This window comes from Pseudomonas sp. KNUC1026, assembly GCF_021650705.1.
In the GTDB taxonomy this organism is placed as follows: domain Bacteria; phylum Pseudomonadota; class Gammaproteobacteria; order Pseudomonadales; family Pseudomonadaceae; genus Aquipseudomonas.
Genome location: NZ_CP087138.1, coordinates 4321406 through 4336952 on the forward strand (window position 1 = coordinate 4321406; position 15547 = coordinate 4336952).

The window sequence follows — 15547 nt, forward strand, 5'->3', positions numbered from 1 at the left end:
GGTGTTTCGCAAGTACGGCCGATAATTTTCGAGTGGGCCGGCTGTGCCGGGCGACGCGAAGATCTATGCACCGGCAGCATTTTTCAGTGGATTGCGATCCTCGCGTCGCGCAGCACGGCTGCCCTCCCACGGCAAATCTGGCGGTCACCTCGTAGGAGTGCAGCTCCGCTGCGCGACGCGAAGGTCTATGCACCTGCGACGTTTTTCAGTGGTTCGTGATCTTCGCGTCGCGCAGCGGAGCTGCACTCCTAGGCGGTGAGGTAAAGGCTCCGCACGTCACGTCACGTCACGTCGAGCCCAGCTGTGCTTGCGCAATTTCATACAGAGCTTTTAGACGGATTCCTCAGAACCATAGAGTCTCCCACAAAGCAAACCCCCCGCACGAGGGCGGGGGGTTTGCCGTGCGGCCTAAGCCTGGTGTCAGGCCTTCGGCCCAGCCTCGCGAATGGCATCGCTGACTTCGAACTTCTTGAAGTTCTCGGTGAACAGGCCAGCCAGGCCTTTGGCAGCAGCGTCGTACGCGGCCTGGTCGCCCCAGGTGTTGCGCGGGTTGAGCAGGTTGGTTTCGACGCCCGGCACGGCTTTTGGCACGTCCAGGTTGACGATGTCCAGGTGCTCGGTTTCAGCACCGATCAGCGCGCCACTCTGGATGGCTGCGATCACACCACGAGTGGTGGGGATGCTGAAGCGCTTGCCGACGCCGTAGCCACCACCGGTCCAGCCAGTGTTTACCAGATACACCTTGGAGCCGAATTGGCGGATGCGCTTGATCAGCAGCTCTGCGTACACGCCGGCTGGGCGCGGGAAGAACGGTGCGCCGAAGCAGGTCGAGAAGGTCGACTTGATGCCGGCACCCGAACCCATTTCGGTCGAGCCGACCAGGGCGGTGTAACCGGACAGGAAGTGATAGGCCGCCTGCTCTTCGTTGAGGATCGACACTGGCGGCAGCACGCCGGTCAGGTCACAGGTCAGGAAGATCACAGCGTTCGGCTCGCCACCGAGGTTCTTCGGCGCGCGCTTCTCGATCAGCTCGCGCGGGTAGGCGGCGCGGCTGTTCTGGGTGAGGCTGTCGTCGGTGTAGTCGGGCAGGCGGGTTTCCGGGTTCAGCACGACGTTCTCGAGGACTGCGCCGAACTGGATGGCTTTCCAGATCACCGGCTCGTTCTTCTCGGTCAGGTCGATGCACTTGGCATAGCAGCCACCTTCGATGTTGAAGACCACGCCATCGCCCCAACCGTGCTCATCGTCACCGATCAGGTAGCGGCTTTCGTCGGCCGAGAGGGTGGTTTTGCCAGTGCCGGACAAGCCGAAGAACAGGGTGACGTCGCCGTCTTCGCCCATGTTGGCAGCGCAGTGCATCGGCAGCACGCCCGAGGCCGGCAGCAGGTAGTTCTGCACCGAGAACATGGCTTTTTTCATCTCGCCGGCGTAGCGCATGCCAGCGATCAGCACTTTCTTGGCCGCGAAGTTGATGATCACGGTGCCGTCTGAGTTGGTGCCGTCACGCTCTGGCTCGCACACGAACCATGGGGCGTTGAGGATCTGCCACTGATCGTTGCCAGCCGGGTTGTACTGCTCCGGGTTGATGAACAGGCAACGGCCGAACAGGTTGTGCCAGGCGGTCTCGGTGGTCATCTTCACAGCCAGGTAGTGGCTGTCGTCGGACCCTACGTGAACGTGGGAAACGAAATGGTCGCGCTCAGCCAGGTAAGCCTCGACACGGCCCCAGAGGGCGTCGAACTTGTCGGCAGGGAATTTGCGGTTGATCGGGCCCCAGGCGATCTGGTCCTGGCTGGAAGCCTCTTCAACGATGAAGCGATCGACCGGGGAACGCCCGGTACGATGGCCTGTTTTCACAACCAGCGAGCCATTGGCGGCAAGCTCACCTTCACCGCGGCGGAGGGCTTCCTCGACCAGTTGAGCGGTGCTGATGTCGGTATACACGGCGTTTTTGGCTTGCGTCATGTGAATCCCCGTCGGCGCTGGGCCGAGTGTTTCATACGTTTTGTAGTAAATTTACAACACTACTACAGCTGAAAAGTGGGCCGGATTATGCCAGAACCGCTCGGGAAAAGTAGAGCCCCCGGGGCGAAAACGGCGCTATTCCGGCACCTGCGGAGCTGTACCGTCGGGTTAATCGCTTCAGTGACGGGTCTCTGACGGTCCTTCGACCCCTCCTCCTGCAAACAGTTGCGCGATGTCACTAGCGTCATAGAAGTAGCGCTCGTTGCAGAACTGGCAGTCGATTTCGACCTGGCCGCCTTGCTCTTCCACCAACGACAACGCATCGCTTTCGCCCAGGCTGATCAGCGCACGGGCGCAACGGTCGCGCGAGCAGCTGCAACGAAAGGTCAGGGGCTGGGCGTCGTACATCAGCACCTGCTCTTCGTGATAGAGGCGATGCAGTAGCGTGTCGTTGTCCAGGGTCAGCAGTTCCTCGGCCTTGAGCGTGCGTGCCAGGGTAACCAGGTGCTCCCAATTGGCCGCGCGTTCTTCTGCGTCCGGCAGCTTCTCGACGGGCAGTTGCTGCAGCAGCATGCCACGGGCGCTCTGCCCGTCTGCTTCGAGCCAGAAGCGCGTACCCAGCTGCTCGGAGGTCTTGAAGTAGTGATCGAAGCATTCGGCCAGGGTGTGGCCGTCCAGCGCGACGATACCTTGATAACGCTGCCCACGGGCCGGGTCGACCGTCATCGCCAGCGTGCCGTCGGGCATCAGCGATTGCAGGTCGTGGGCATCGCCCAAAGCTTCGGCGTCGTAACGGGCGAGCCCGCGCAGTTCGCGCTCACTGGAGCACTCGATCATCAATAGCGGCACCGGGCCGTCGGAGCGCGCCTGCAGGATCAACAGCCCATCGAACTTCAGCGTCCCCACCAACAATGCGGCGGCCGCCATGAACTGGCCAAGCAACTCTGCGACTGGTTGCGGGTAGGGATGACGTGCCAGAACCTCGGCGTAACTGGTACGCAGGGCGACCATCTCGCCGCGCACATCGGCGTCGTCGAAGATGAAACGTTGGGAATAGTCGGTGGTAGAAGCTTCGGACATGGGGCCGCCTATCGAGAAAAGATGACAAAATCAGTATCAATGTAAATGAACTTACCAACTGGTACGCACCACTCCGGTGCATTGGAAGCTGCCAAGCTCGAGGTCCCTTTATGAATGCATCCGCACTGTTCCAGCCTAGATGGAACTCCCGCGGCCTGATCCTGTGCAACGTGATCGCCCTGGCTCTGCTGGGTTTATGGCTGTGGCCTGTGGCTAACGCCGCAATGACAGGGGCCGACGAGGCCTTCTATGCCGTAGTAAACCCGCCATTGGCCAGTAACGCGGCCTGGCGTTACATCTGGACGGTCGGCAGCCTGCGGCCATTCGATGCATTGGTGGGGCTCATTCTACTGTTTTTGCTGATTCGCGGTGGCTGGATCTTCAAGGCCAACGAAGTACGCCGAGGCTTCTGGGGCTTCATCTCGGTGTTGCTGCTGCTGCTGGTGATTCGCGCGCTTTTCTCGAAACTGTGCGATGCGATGGGCTGGCAGCACGACAGTATTTCGATGGTGGTGCAGAACGCCGTCCACCTGAGCGACTGGTACCCGCACCTGGACAAGCACTGGCAGCTCAAAGACCAATCCAGCAACAGCTTCCCGGGCGACCACGCCTCGGTGTTGTTCATCTGGGCGCTCTACATGAGCGTTTGCGCTCGACGCGCCAGCCAGATGCTGCTGCCCTGGGCACTGGCATTGCTGTTCAGCATGCCGCGCCTGGTAGCAGGCGCGCATTGGGGGCAGGACGATTATATCGGTGGTGTGTTGATGGCTTTGCTGGCATTGGGCTGGGGCTACTGCACCCGTTCGTGGCCCATGCCAGTGGCTGGCTCACGCGCGTCAGCGCGCCGATCTTCAACCTGCTGCGCAAGCTGCCAGTGGTGAACCGCCTGAGCGTGGTCAGCGCCTAACCGCGCAGCAGGTCGAACAATTGCCGGCGCTGCTTCTTGGTGGGCCGGCCGTCTGTTTCGATGCCTACCGCGCCTGCCTTGCGCATCGCCGCTGCCTTCTCGCGGCGGGCAATGCTCTCTGGCGTTTCTTCGTAGAGGCTCTGCGCTTCAGGCGCGCCTCTGCGCACTGCAGAGAGCGCCTTGACCTCTACCGTTCGTTCGTCGAAGCCTGTGCGCAACTCGTAGAGGTCGCCCACTCGCGGCTCTTTGCCAGGCTTGCACCGCTCACCGCGGTGGTGCACCTTGCCGCTCTCGATAGCGGCCTTGGCCAGTGCACGCGTTTTGTAGAAACGCGCCGCCCATAGCCACTTGTCGAGCCGCACCTTATCGTCGTCCTGCTCCGCCGCCTTCGCCACGCACTCACCTCTATCGGGAACCTTTTGCCACTCTACTCCCACTGACATCCGATGCAACGCTTGCCGTGCAGCGCGGGGGTGCCGGCGAACGGGCGGAAGGCTACTCTATGCGAAACCTTCCTTTCACCCACACCGGTGACTGAAAATTTGAAAACATTCGACCATCTTTCGGTGATCGGCCTGCGCGAGTGGGTTGCACTGCCCGAGCTAGGCGTTGCCGGGCTGCGTGCCAAGATCGACACAGGCGCCAGCACCTCGAGCCTGCATGCCTCCGAGATCGAGCCTTTCGAACGCGATGGCGAACGATGGGTCCGTTTCAATGCCCACCTGGGCAGCGTCGTGCAACTTCGCCACCGCCGCTGTGAAGCGCCTTTGGTGGCGATCAAAACCATCAAAAGCTCCAATGGCCAGGCGCAAACCCGCTACACCATCCGCACGCCGCTGGCGCTGGGCGATCGGGTGTGGCAGGTGGAATTCACTCTGGCCTGCCGCAAGGCAATGCGTTATCGCCTGCTACTGGGGTCAAAGGCTCTGGTAACGGGCCAATTGGTCGTAAACCCTGGCGTCACGTACGTCCAGGACAAGCCGGTATTTCCGGTCTCCCTTCCTGAATCCACAGGTGCTGCATGAAGATCGCCGTACTTTCGCGAAACCCGCGTTTGTATTCCACACGCCGCCTGGTCGAAGCCGGGGTCGAGCGTGGCCATCAAATGGTCGTTGTCGATACCCTGCGCGCCTACATGAACATCGCCAGCCACAATCCGCAGATCCACTACCGTGGCAAACCGCTGGAGGGTTTCGATGCGGTCATCCCTCGGATCGGTGCCTCGGTCACGTTCTATGGCTGTGCGGTATTGCGCCAGTTCGAGATGATGGGCGTGTATCCGCTGAACGAATCGGTAGCCATCGCCCGCTCGCGCGACAAGCTGCGGTCACTGCAACTGCTATCCCGCCGCGGCCTGGGCTTGCCGGTCACAGGCTTCGCCCATTCCCCCGATGATATCCCCGACCTCATCCAGATGGTCAACGGCGCCCCGCTGGTGATCAAGGTGCTCGAGGGCACCCAAGGCATAGGCGTGGTGCTCTGCGAAACCACCAAGGCTGCAGAGTCGGTGATCGAGGCTTTCATGGGCCTCAAGCAGAACATCATGGTGCAGGAGTACATCAAGGAGGCAGGTGGTGCCGACATCCGCTGCTTCGTGGTGGGCGACAAGGTGATTGCTGCCATGAAGCGCCAGGCCAAGCCGGGGGAGTTTCGCTCCAACCTTCACCGGGGCGGCACCGCAAGCCTGATCAAGATAACTCCCGAGGAGCGCGTCACCGCCATTCGCGCTGCCAAGGTAATGGGGCTGTCGGTAGCAGGCGTCGATATCCTCCGCTCCCATCACGGCCCGCTGGTGATGGAGGTGAACTCCTCGCCGGGCCTTGAGGGGATCGAGGAAACAACGGGCAAGAACGTCGCCTCGATCATCATCGAGCACCTTGAGAAAAACAGCGGGCCAAACATGACCCGCACCAAGGGTAAAGGCTAGACGGCGTCGCGCGGGAGCATCAGGTTCAAGGGCAACCGCACCCGCGCTTCCAGCCCACCGCCCTCACGATTACGCAGTTCCACGGTGCCGCCATGCATGGCGACGATACGCCGCACGATGGCCAAACCCAGGCCGGTGCCTTTGCTACGGGCTCGGTCGCCCCGGGTGAATGGGTTGAAAATACCCTCCAATTCCTCGTCGGTCAGGCCTTCACCGCGGTCCAGCACGCTGAGCACTACGTAAGGCGCGCTGGAGTCACCCGCCACATAGGCGGCGACCTCAACCTCCTGCCCTCCGTGGTAGAGCGCGTTGCCTACCAGGTTCATCAGCAACCGCTTTATCGATATACGCCGCAAAGGCACTGGCGGGATCGGCTGCAGCGCCAGCCCCACACGGTGCTCGGGCTGGTTGAACGGCGCGACAACCTCGCGCACCAGATCGCCGAGGTCCACCTCCTCCAGCGCCTCATCGCGCCCATCGCGGATGAACGCCATGAACTGGTCAAGGATGGCGTCCATGTCCTCGATGTCTCGCACCATGTCGTCGGCGAACTCGTTGCGCTCGCCGATCATCGCCAGCGACAGGCGCAACCGCGTCAACGGTGTGCGCAGGTCGTGGGAAACACCCGCCAGCATCAGCTCCCGCTCTCTCCCTGCCTGCTCGACGTCTTCGGCCATCTGGTTGAAGGCACTGTAGACCTCGGTCATCTCATTGGGCTGGTCGCTGATCGGCAACCTTACGCTGCGCCCCTTGCCCAGTTCACGCGCTGCGTTGATCAACAGTTTGAGCGGCTGGATCAGTTGGCTGACGAAGATCCAGGCCGAGGCCGTGGATAGCACGCCAATGGCCAGGAACCACCCCAGCACGCTCCAGATCTTCTGCCCACGCAGCGGGTGCGGGTACAGCGGCACTTTCATCCAGTCAGGCCCAAGGCTCGGTGCGCGCACCCACAGCGCTGGCGGGGCGTGCACGCGCAAGCGCACCTCGGTGTCTTCGCCCAGCTCGTCCTGCATCTGGCGCTGATAGATTTCACTGTACGGCCAGTGCTGCTCGCCCTGAGGCACATTGGTACCCGCCACACGCAGCAGGCCGGCAGCATTGGCGATGCGCTCGCGGTTCTTCTCGTCGGCTGCCCAATAGGCCCGCAAGGTCAGGCCGACACCGTGGCTGTACTGGCGGTCGACCAGCACATCCTCGTTCATCAGCAGGTACACCAGGGTCAGCGCCTTGGAGAACAGGACGGCGACCAGCACCAGCCACAAGGTGCGGGCGAAGAAGCTTTGCGGAAACCAGACGGGTGCTTTCATGGGGTTATCAACAGGCAGGCACGTAAAAGCGACTTGCCGCACGCCAGCCTAAGCTCGGTGCGGGCAAGTCGCCGGGGTGTACGAGAGAGATCAGCGGCCAGCGTTGCCATCGGGGACGAAGACATAGCCGACACCCCACACGGTCTGGATATAACGCGGTTTGGAAGGGTCGGGCTCGATCATGCGCCGCAGCCGGGAGATCTGCACGTCGATGGAGCGCTCCAGCGCATCCCATTCACGGCCTCGGGCCAGGCTCATGAGCTTGTCGCGAGTCAACGGCTCACGAGCGTGCATCACCAGGGCCTTGAGCACCGCGAACTCACCGGTGGTGAGCATGTGGACCTCATCACCGCGCTTGAGCTCACGGGTGGCCAGCGACAGCACGTAATCACCGAAAGTGACCTGCTCATCGGAGTTGCCCGGAGCACCAGGGACAGGGCTGTGTTGCCGGCGCAATACGGCCTTTACTCGCGCCATCAGCTCGTCGGGGTTGAACGGTTTGGCGAGGTAGTCGTCAGCCCCCAGCTCCAGGCCCTTGATGCGGCTGAGTTCGTCGCCCTTGGCGGTGAGCATGATGATCGGGATCTGGTTGTTGCTTGCGCGAAGGCGGCGGCAGGCGGAAAGGCCGTCTTCGCCAGGCAGCATCAGGTCGAGCACTACAAGGTTGAACACCTCGCGTGAAAGCAGGCGGTCCATCTGTTCGACGTTGGGCACGGCGCGTGCGCGGTAACCTTTACTGACGAAAAAACGCTCGAGCAGGCTGCTCAAGCCGGGATCGTCGTCCACGATGAGAATTTCTCGCCTTCGGCTGTTTGGGCGGTGCTGCTCATGAAAGACTCCTGTTCAGGGCGGCGCGCATTATGACGCGCCAGGGCGAGGCCGTGCTGTATGCATTGTTAGCAGATTTTTCTTCGACAAGCAGCCAACCGCCCATCCCGCCACCGCCTCGCCCTGCCCCGGGCTGCGCATCGCTGGGTATAATGCCGGCTTTTTTGATCCAGGGGCCTGCCCGGCGCGCGTCGCCCGGCCCCATCCAGCAACGAGTGCAGGGGTTTTATGGAAAGCATCAACAGCCGCATCGCCGAAGAACTGGGCGTGCGCCCGCAACAGGTCGCCGCAGCCGTCGCCCTCCTCGACGAAGGTTCCACCGTGCCGTTCATTGCCCGCTACCGCAAGGAGGTGACCGGCAGCCTTGACGACACCCAGCTGCGCAACCTCGAAGAGCGCCTGCGCTACCTGCGCGAACTCGACGACCGCCGCGCCAGCATCCTGGCCAGCATCGAGGAGCAAGGCAAGCTGACCCCGGAGCTGGCCCGCGACATCAAGCTGGCCGATACCAAGACCCGCCTCGAAGACCTTTACCTGCCCTACAAGCAAAAGCGCCGCACCAAGGGCCAGATCGCCCTGGAAGCCGGCCTGGGCGAGCTGGCCGACGGCCTGTTCGGCAACCCTGAGCTGAACCCGGAAGCGGAAGCTGCCCGCTTCATCGATGCCGAAAAAGGCTTTGCCGATACCAAGGCAGTGCTCGAAGGCGCCAAGTACATCCTCATGGAGCGCTTCGCTGAAGACGCAGCGCTGCTCGAGAAGCTGCGCGGGTTCCTCGAACAGGAAGCCACGCTGAGCGCGCGCCTGGTGCCGGGCAAGGAAGTGGAAGGTGCCAAGTTCCGCGACTATTTCGAGCACGACGAACCCTTCAGGAACGCCCCGTCACACCGCGCGCTGGCGATTTTCCGTGGCCGCAACGAAGGTATTCTGAGCGCTGCGCTGAAGGTCGGCGAAGAGCAGCCAGGCACTCTGCACCCTTGCGAGCTGATGATCGGCGAACGCTTCGGCGTGGCCAACCACGGCCGCGCGGCCGACAAATGGCTGGCCGAGGTGGTGCGCTGGACCTGGAAGGTCAAGCTCTACACCAGCCTCGAAAACGACCTGTTCGGCGAACTGCGCGACGGCGCCGAAGGCGAAGCGATCAGCGTGTTCGCCCGCAACCTGCACGACCTGCTGCTGGCCGCTCCCGCCGGCCCACGCGCCACCCTGGGCCTTGACCCTGGCCTGCGCACCGGCTGCAAGGTGGCGGTGGTCGATGCCACCGGCAAGGTGCTCGACACCGCCACCGTTTATCCCCATGTGCCGAAAAACCAGTCGGACCAGACCATCGCCGTGCTCGCCGCGCTGTGTGCCAAGCACGCCGTCGACCTGATCGCCATCGGCAACGGCACCGCCAGCCGCGAAACCGACAAACTGGCTATCGAACTGATCAAGAAGTACCCAGGCTTGAAGATGACCAAAGTGATGGTTTCTGAAGCCGGCGCTTCGGTGTACTCAGCCTCGGAACTCGCCGCGCGCGAATTTCCCGATCTCGATGTATCGCTGCGCGGCGCGGTATCCATTGCACGCCGCCTGCAGGACCCACTGGCCGAGCTGGTCAAGATCGACCCCAAATCCATCGGCGTCGGCCAGTACCAGCACGATGTCTCGCAGCTCAAGCTGGCGCGCAGCCTGGACGCGGTGGTCGAGGACTGCGTGAACGCCGTGGGCGTGGACGTGAACACGGCCTCGGTGGCGCTGCTGTCGCGCATCTCCGGCCTCAACGCCACGCTCGCGCAGAATATCGTTACCCACCGCGACACCCACGGTGCCTTCCGCACTCGCGCGGCGCTCAAAGCGGTCAGCCGCCTGGGCGAAAAAACCTTCGAGCAGGCGGCGGGCTTTCTGCGTGTGATGAACGGCGACAACCCGCTGGACACCTCCGGCGTTCACCCCGAGGCCTACCCGTTGGTGACCCGTATCGCCCAGGACACCGATCGCGATGTCCGTTCGCTCATTGGCGACAGCGCTTACCTCAAGCGCCTGGACCCGAAGAAATTCACCGACGACACCTTCGGCCTGCCGACTGTGACCGACATTCTTCAGGAGCTCGACAAGCCCGGCCGTGACCCGCGCCCGGAGTTCAAGACCGCCGAGTTCCAGGAAGGCGTCGAAGACCTGAAAGACTTGCAGCCCGGCATGGTGCTCGAAGGGGTGGTAACGAACGTCACCAACTTCGGTGCCTTCGTCGACATCGGCGTGCACCAGGACGGCCTGGTACACATCTCTGCGCTGAGCGAGAAGTTCATCAAGGACCCACGTGAGGCCGTGAAGGCCGGTGACGTGGTCAAGGTGAAGGTCATGGAAGTGGACATTCCGCGCAAGCGCGTGGGCCTGTCGATGCGCATGAGCGACACCCCCGGCGAAAAAACCGAAGGCCCACGCGGCGGCAGCCGCCCACAAGGCGGCGCGCGCACAGGCCAGGGCAACGCTCGCGCGGCGGCTCCGGCTGCCGCGCCGGCCAACAACGCGATGGCTGCGCTGTTCGCCAATGCCAAGCAGCTCAAGAAGCGTTGATGGACATTCCTGAAGGCTTCGTCGCCAGCCCCTTCAGCCAGTTGCTGGGCTGCCGCGTGGTGCGCCTCGAAGAGGGCGTGGCGGAAGTCGCCATGGCCCTGGCCGAGCCGCTGCGCAATCGCCTGGGCAAGCTGCATGGCGGTGCGATGTTCAGCCTGGTGGACGTGGCCATGGGCCTGGCCTGCTCTACTGCCCATGGCTTCGACAACAACAGCGTGACGCTGGAGTGCAAGATCAACTACATCCGCGCCGTCAGTGACGGCGAGGTGGCCTGCGTCGCACGGGTGATCCACGCCGGGCGGCGCACGCTCGTGGTCGACGCCGAAGTGTTCCAGAACGACAAACTGATGGCCAAGGCACAGGCCACTTTCGCGGCTCTGTAGCCGAAGCGCCCCGGTTGGAGTAGTGTCAGCGCAAATGGATGCTGGCACCTTGAACCGGGGCTTCTTTGCCAGGCGACCACGCCGGTGCACTCCTGACCCTTGTAACCGATCGATCCACCCCCATATCGGGGCGACCGATGCGTGAAGGAACCGAACTTGAGCGATCTTCTCAACCGCCGCCTGCAACTGCTGGGCGAGCCTGCCAACCTGAGCCTGCTCACACAGTGCCTGCACGGTATCGAACGTGAATGCCTGCGCGTGACCCCTGAAGGCCGGCTGGCGCAAACGCCGCATCCGGAGGCGCTTGGGTCGGCCCTGACGCACGAACAGATCACCACTGACTACTCCGAGTCGCTGCTGGAGTTCATCACCCCGGCATTGGCTGACCCGGCCGATACGCTGTCAAGCCTGGAGAGCATCCATCGCTATGCCTATACAGGGCTTGGCGAGGAGCTGCTGTGGAGCCCGTCGATGCCGTGCTCGCTACCGGCCGAGGCCGACATCCCGATCGCCTGGTACGGCACCTCCAACATCGGCCAGCTCAAGCATGTCTACCGCAAGGGCTTGGCCGTGCGCTACGGCAAGACCATGCAATGCATCGCCGGTATCCATTACAACTTCTCGATTCCCGAGGCGCTGTGGCCGTTGCTGGGCGCCAGCGAAGGCAAGGCTGCCAGCGAACGCGACTTGCAGTCCGACGCCTACATCGGGTTGATCCGCAACTTCCGCCGCTACAGCTGGCTGCTGATGTACCTGTTCGGCGCCTCGCCAGCGCTGGACGCAGGCTTCTTGCGCGGCCGCCCACACCAGTTGGAGCAACTCGACACCAGCACTCTGTACCTGCCTTGGGCTACCAGCCTGCGCATGAGTGACCTGGGCTACCAGAACAACGCCCAGGCTGGGCTCACGCCCTGCTATAACGACCTGGCCAGCTACACCGACAGCCTGCGCGAGGCTGTTGCCACTCCTTATGCGCCGTACCAGGAAATCGGTACGCACAAGGACGGTGAGTGGGTACAGCTCAACACCAACGTGCTGCAGATCGAAAACGAGTACTACTCCAATATTCGCCCCAAGCGCGTTACCTATCCCGGCGAACGGCCGATCCAGGCGCTGGCCGCGCGCGGCGTGCAGTACGTCGAGGTGCGTTGCCTGGACATCAACCCGTTCCTGCCGGTGGGTGTCGACCTGCCCGAAGCACGCTTCCTCGATGCCTTCCTGCTCTACTGCGCGCTCGAAGAAAGCCCGCTGCTGGACAGCGACACCTGCAGCCACTGCACCGATAACTTCCTGAGCGTGGTCAAAGAGGGCCGCAAGCCCGGTTTGCAGCTGGCGCGCCAGGATGGCCCGGTGGGCCTGCAGGCCTGGGCAAGCGAACTGTTGGAGAAGATCGCACCGATTGCCACGCTGCTTGACCAGGCTCACGGCGGTGACGCACATGCCCAGGCCATGGCGGCGCAGCAGGCCAAGGTCGACGACCCTACCGTCACCCCGTCAGCGCAGGTGCTGGCCAATCTTCAGGACAACAAGGAAAGCTTCATCGAGTTTTCCCTGCGCCAGAGCCGTGCCCACGCCGACTACCTGCGCAGCCAGCCGCTGAGCGCGGTAGAGCAGCAGGCTTTCGACCTCCAGGCGCGCGAGTCGCTGCTGCGCCAGGCGCAGATGGAGCAGGAAGAAGTGGGTGATTTCGACTTGTTCGTGGCGTCCTACCAGGCGAGCATTCTCGCGATCAGCCACTGAGCGCCGTCGCGCGGCAAGCCGCCCTTGTATGGTGATACTTGAAGGGGGAGGAGGGACAAGCCGCCCATCTGATTGCTCTGACCAGCAATACAGCCAGTGAGAGAAAACGTCCCTCCCCCTTCACCCAAGCGCCGATAAAGAATGCTTCGGTCGTAAACGACGATAGCGACAAGGCTGCGCCACTGGGTGCCCCCTTCAAGTATCGTCAAAGCTAACCGGAGTGGCCGACCATGGCAAACCGTGTGCAACGTACCGAGTTGGGTGTCGATGTCGCCAAGGACGAACTGGTGATCTACCGCAGCGATTGCGACAGCCTGACGCGCATCCCCAATACAAAACCTCAAATCAAGGCCTGGCTCAAATCACTGCCCGCCCAAGCCGCGATCGCACTCGAGCCTACCAATGCCTATCACTATGAAGTGACGGAACTGGCTCACGCAGCCGGCTTCGACGTGTTTGTGATCGATGGCTACCGCTTGAACAATTACCGTAAGGGAATCGGCCAGCGGGCCAAGACCGACCCTTGCGATGCGCGTTTGCTGGCACGTTATCTGAAAAACGAAGGTGACGAACTGCGCCCCTGGTCGCCACCCCCACCGGCCTACCGCAAGCTTCAAAGCCTCTTGCGCCGGCGCGCGGTGGTGGTTAAAAGCCTGCAGTGCATGCAGCTGAGCCTGGACGGCGAGCCGGCACTGAAAGCCGAACTTGCGCAGATCAAGCGGCAGCTGGGGCTTGCGCTTCGCAGCATGGAAAAGAAGATCCACGAGGCGCTCAGAGAGGCCAATCTGCTGAGTCACGCCAAACGTATTCAGGCCATCGAGGGCATAGGCCCGTTGACGGCTGCTGGCTTGATCATGGCCTTCATCCGCGGCGACTTCACGTCTTCCGACGCCTTCATCGCCTTCCTCGGCCTGGACTTGCGCGTGTCGGACTCAGGCAGGAAACAGGGCCAGCGATGCCTGAGCAAGCGAGGCTGCGGTGAGATCAGACGCCTGCTCCACAACGCTGGAATGAGTGCCAGCCGCACCGCACAGTGGAAAGGGTTCTACGAACATCACCGGGCCAGAGGGCTGGCAACGACACAGGTACTGGTCATGCTCGCGCGAAAACTGGCGCGTGTGGCATTCGCGTTGATGAAGGGTGGCACCGAGTACCAGGCCGTCACGAGAAGTTATGGGGCCACCGTTAGCGCCTGAAAAAGCTGCTGGAGGTTTGAAGCGGTGAGAACCAACCGAGGCGATTATGTCACCTGGGCGCTTACGGCTGGGCGCGAGTACAGCTGTGGGGCCCGCATCGCCCGGCAAGCCGGCCTCCCACGCCATTGACAGCGTGACCCCGGCGCTACGCCAGGGCTGCAAGATGGTCAGAGACAAGGGTTGCAAAAACCATAGAATCTCCCACTGGGTGAATTGCATCTGTTCTGATGAACTGCAGTGGTTCTGAAGTGGGAGGCCGGCTTGCCGGACGCCGTGTAACGGGCGATGCGCAAGCTGGGCCTCCAGCCCGAGTTTTAAACCAGGCTCTTCTCGAAGATCTTAGAATTGCGCTGGAAGTTGTACAGCGAGGCCCGCGCCGCCGGCAGCCGCTCGACGCCACTCGGGGCGAACCCACGCTCGCGGAACCAGTGCGCAGTGCGGGTAGTTAGCACGAACAAGTTCTTGAGCCCAGCCGCCCTGGCGCGCTCTTCGATACGCTCAAGCAACTCATCTCCCCGCCCGCCATGGCGATACTCAGGGTTCACCGCCAGGCACGCCAGCTCACCGGCTTCGGAATCGGCGATCGGGTACAGCGCGGCGCAGGCGATGATCATGCCTTCGCGCTCCACCACACTGAAATGCTCGATCTCTCGTTCCAGCACCTCGCGTGAACGGCGTACCAGAATACCCTGCTCTTCCAGCGGGCTGATCAGGTCGATCAAGCCGCCGACGTCTTCGATGTTCGCCTCCCGTACTCGCTCGAATTGCTCCTGCGCTACCAGGGTGCCGCTACCGGCGCGGGTGAAGAGTTCACTGAGCAGTGCGCCATTCTCGGCGTAGCTGACGATGTGGCTGCGCGCCACGCCACCTTTACAGGCCTGGGCGGCGGCATCGAGCAATTCGCTCTGATAACTGGCAAGGCCCAGCCGCTGAAGGTGCGCAGGCACCTGCTGCGGGCTGATTTCCCGCACCAGGCGGCCCTCGGCGTCCAGCAAGCCTGGTTCGGCGCCGAACAGCAGCAGTTTGTCGGCCGCCAGGTCAATCGCGGCGCGGGTGGCGACGTCTTCGCAGGCCAGGTTGAAGATTTCGCCAGTGGGCGAATAGCCGATGGGTGACAGCAGCACGATGGCGCGCTCATCGAGCAACCGGTTGATGCCCTTGCGGTCGATGCGACGCACTTCGCCGGTGTGCTGATAATCCACGCCATCGAGCACACCGATTGGCTTGGCAGTGACAAGGTTGCCGCTGACGATGCGCAGGCGCGAGCCCTGCATCGGCGAGGATGCCATGTCCATCGACAGCCGTGCCTCGATGGCCAGGCGCAGGCTGCCGACGGCGTCGATCACGCATTCGAGGGTAGCTGCGTCACTGATGCGCAACCCCTCGTGGTAACGCGGCTCAAGGCCACGTGCGTGCAACCGAGCCTCGATCTGCGGGCGCGAGCCGTGCACCAGGATCAGGCGCACACCCAGGCTGTGCAGCAGCACCAGGTCGTGAACGATATTGCCGAAGTTGGGGTGCTCGACCCCGTCACCGGGAAGCATCACCACGAAGGTGCAGTCCCGGTGGGCATTGATGTAGGGAGAAGCGTGGCGCAGCCAATTGACGTATTCGGGCATGAGACGAGGGCCTGTAAGCAGTTCGGGACGAAAGCGCGGGGC

General features: G+C 62.7%; 11 protein-coding genes and 2 pseudogenes. 7 read left to right on the forward strand and 6 right to left on the reverse strand.

The window, feature by feature from the left end; all coding sequences use genetic code 11:
- Positions 1-420: 420 nt before the first annotated feature.
- Positions 421-1965 (reverse strand): phosphoenolpyruvate carboxykinase, encoded by a 1545-nt coding sequence (locus LN139_RS20375; protein WP_236356199.1) that lies wholly within the window; start codon positions 1963-1965, stop codon positions 421-423.
- Positions 1966-2142: 177 nt separating this feature from the next.
- Positions 2143-3045: an Hsp33 family molecular chaperone HslO gene (gene hslO, locus LN139_RS20380; RefSeq protein WP_236356205.1), complete on the reverse strand. Its 903-nt coding sequence runs from the start codon at positions 3043-3045 to the stop codon at positions 2143-2145.
- A 110-nt stretch (positions 3046-3155) separates the two neighbouring features.
- On the opposite strand from hslO, the pseudogene LN139_RS20385 reads away from it, so the two are divergent.
- Positions 3156-3952 (forward strand): annotated as a pseudogene (locus LN139_RS20385) (phosphatase PAP2 family protein).
- Here the strand turns inward: LN139_RS20385 and LN139_RS20390 are convergent.
- Positions 3949-4347 carry an RNA-binding S4 domain-containing protein gene (locus LN139_RS20390; RefSeq protein WP_236356209.1) on the reverse strand — a complete coding sequence of 133 codons (399 nt, stop codon included), beginning with the start codon at positions 4345-4347 and terminating at the stop codon, positions 3949-3951. The pseudogene LN139_RS20385 and the gene LN139_RS20390 sit on opposite strands and share 4 nt — an antisense overlap.
- A 147-nt stretch (positions 4348-4494) precedes the next feature.
- Here LN139_RS20390 and rimB point away from each other — a divergent pair, with 147 nt between their 5' ends.
- Positions 4495-4977: a retropepsin-like aspartic endopeptidase RimB gene (gene rimB, locus LN139_RS20395; RefSeq protein ID WP_442964344.1), complete on the forward strand. Its 483-nt coding sequence runs from the start codon at positions 4495-4497 to the stop codon at positions 4975-4977.
- Complete coding sequence (gene rimK / locus LN139_RS20400) at positions 4974-5879, forward strand: 30S ribosomal protein S6--L-glutamate ligase (protein ID WP_236356215.1); 906 nt, start codon at positions 4974-4976, stop codon at positions 5877-5879. Before rimB ends, rimK begins: the two co-directional genes overlap by 4 nt.
- On the opposite strand, the gene LN139_RS20405 is transcribed toward rimK, so the two are convergent.
- Positions 5876-7186 (reverse strand): ATP-binding protein, encoded by a 1311-nt coding sequence (locus LN139_RS20405; RefSeq protein ID WP_236356237.1) that lies wholly within the window; start codon positions 7184-7186, stop codon positions 5876-5878. The genes rimK and LN139_RS20405 overlap by 4 nt on opposite strands.
- A gap of 90 nt (positions 7187-7276) precedes the next feature.
- Positions 7277-8016 (reverse strand): annotated as a pseudogene (ompR, locus tag LN139_RS20410) (osmolarity response regulator transcription factor OmpR).
- Positions 8017-8242: 226 nt separating this feature from the next.
- Between ompR and LN139_RS20415 the strand changes: the two are divergent.
- From LN139_RS20415 to LN139_RS20430, 4 genes are all read left to right on the forward strand, one after another.
- Complete coding sequence (locus LN139_RS20415) at positions 8243-10567, forward strand: Tex family protein (RefSeq protein WP_236356245.1); 2325 nt, start codon at positions 8243-8245, stop codon at positions 10565-10567.
- Positions 10567-10950: a PaaI family thioesterase gene (locus tag LN139_RS20420; RefSeq protein WP_236356251.1), complete on the forward strand. Its 384-nt coding sequence runs from the start codon at positions 10567-10569 to the stop codon at positions 10948-10950. The genes LN139_RS20415 and LN139_RS20420 overlap by 1 nt, the downstream gene beginning before the upstream one ends.
- A gap of 141 nt (positions 10951-11091) precedes the next feature.
- On the forward strand, positions 11092-12690 hold the full coding sequence (gshA, locus tag LN139_RS20425; RefSeq protein WP_236356253.1) for a glutamate--cysteine ligase: 1599 nt from the start codon (positions 11092-11094) through the stop codon (positions 12688-12690).
- 230 nt (positions 12691-12920) lie between these two features.
- Positions 12921-13886, forward strand: a complete 966-nt coding sequence (locus LN139_RS20430; RefSeq protein ID WP_236356268.1) for an IS110 family transposase — start codon at positions 12921-12923, stop codon at positions 13884-13886.
- Between the two features lie 314 nt (positions 13887-14200).
- On the opposite strand, the gene argA is transcribed toward LN139_RS20430, so the two are convergent.
- A complete protein-coding gene (gene argA / locus LN139_RS20435) occupies positions 14201-15505 on the reverse strand; it encodes an amino-acid N-acetyltransferase (RefSeq protein WP_236356269.1) in 1305 nt (434 codons plus the stop codon).
- Between the last annotated feature and the right edge of the window lie 42 nt (positions 15506-15547).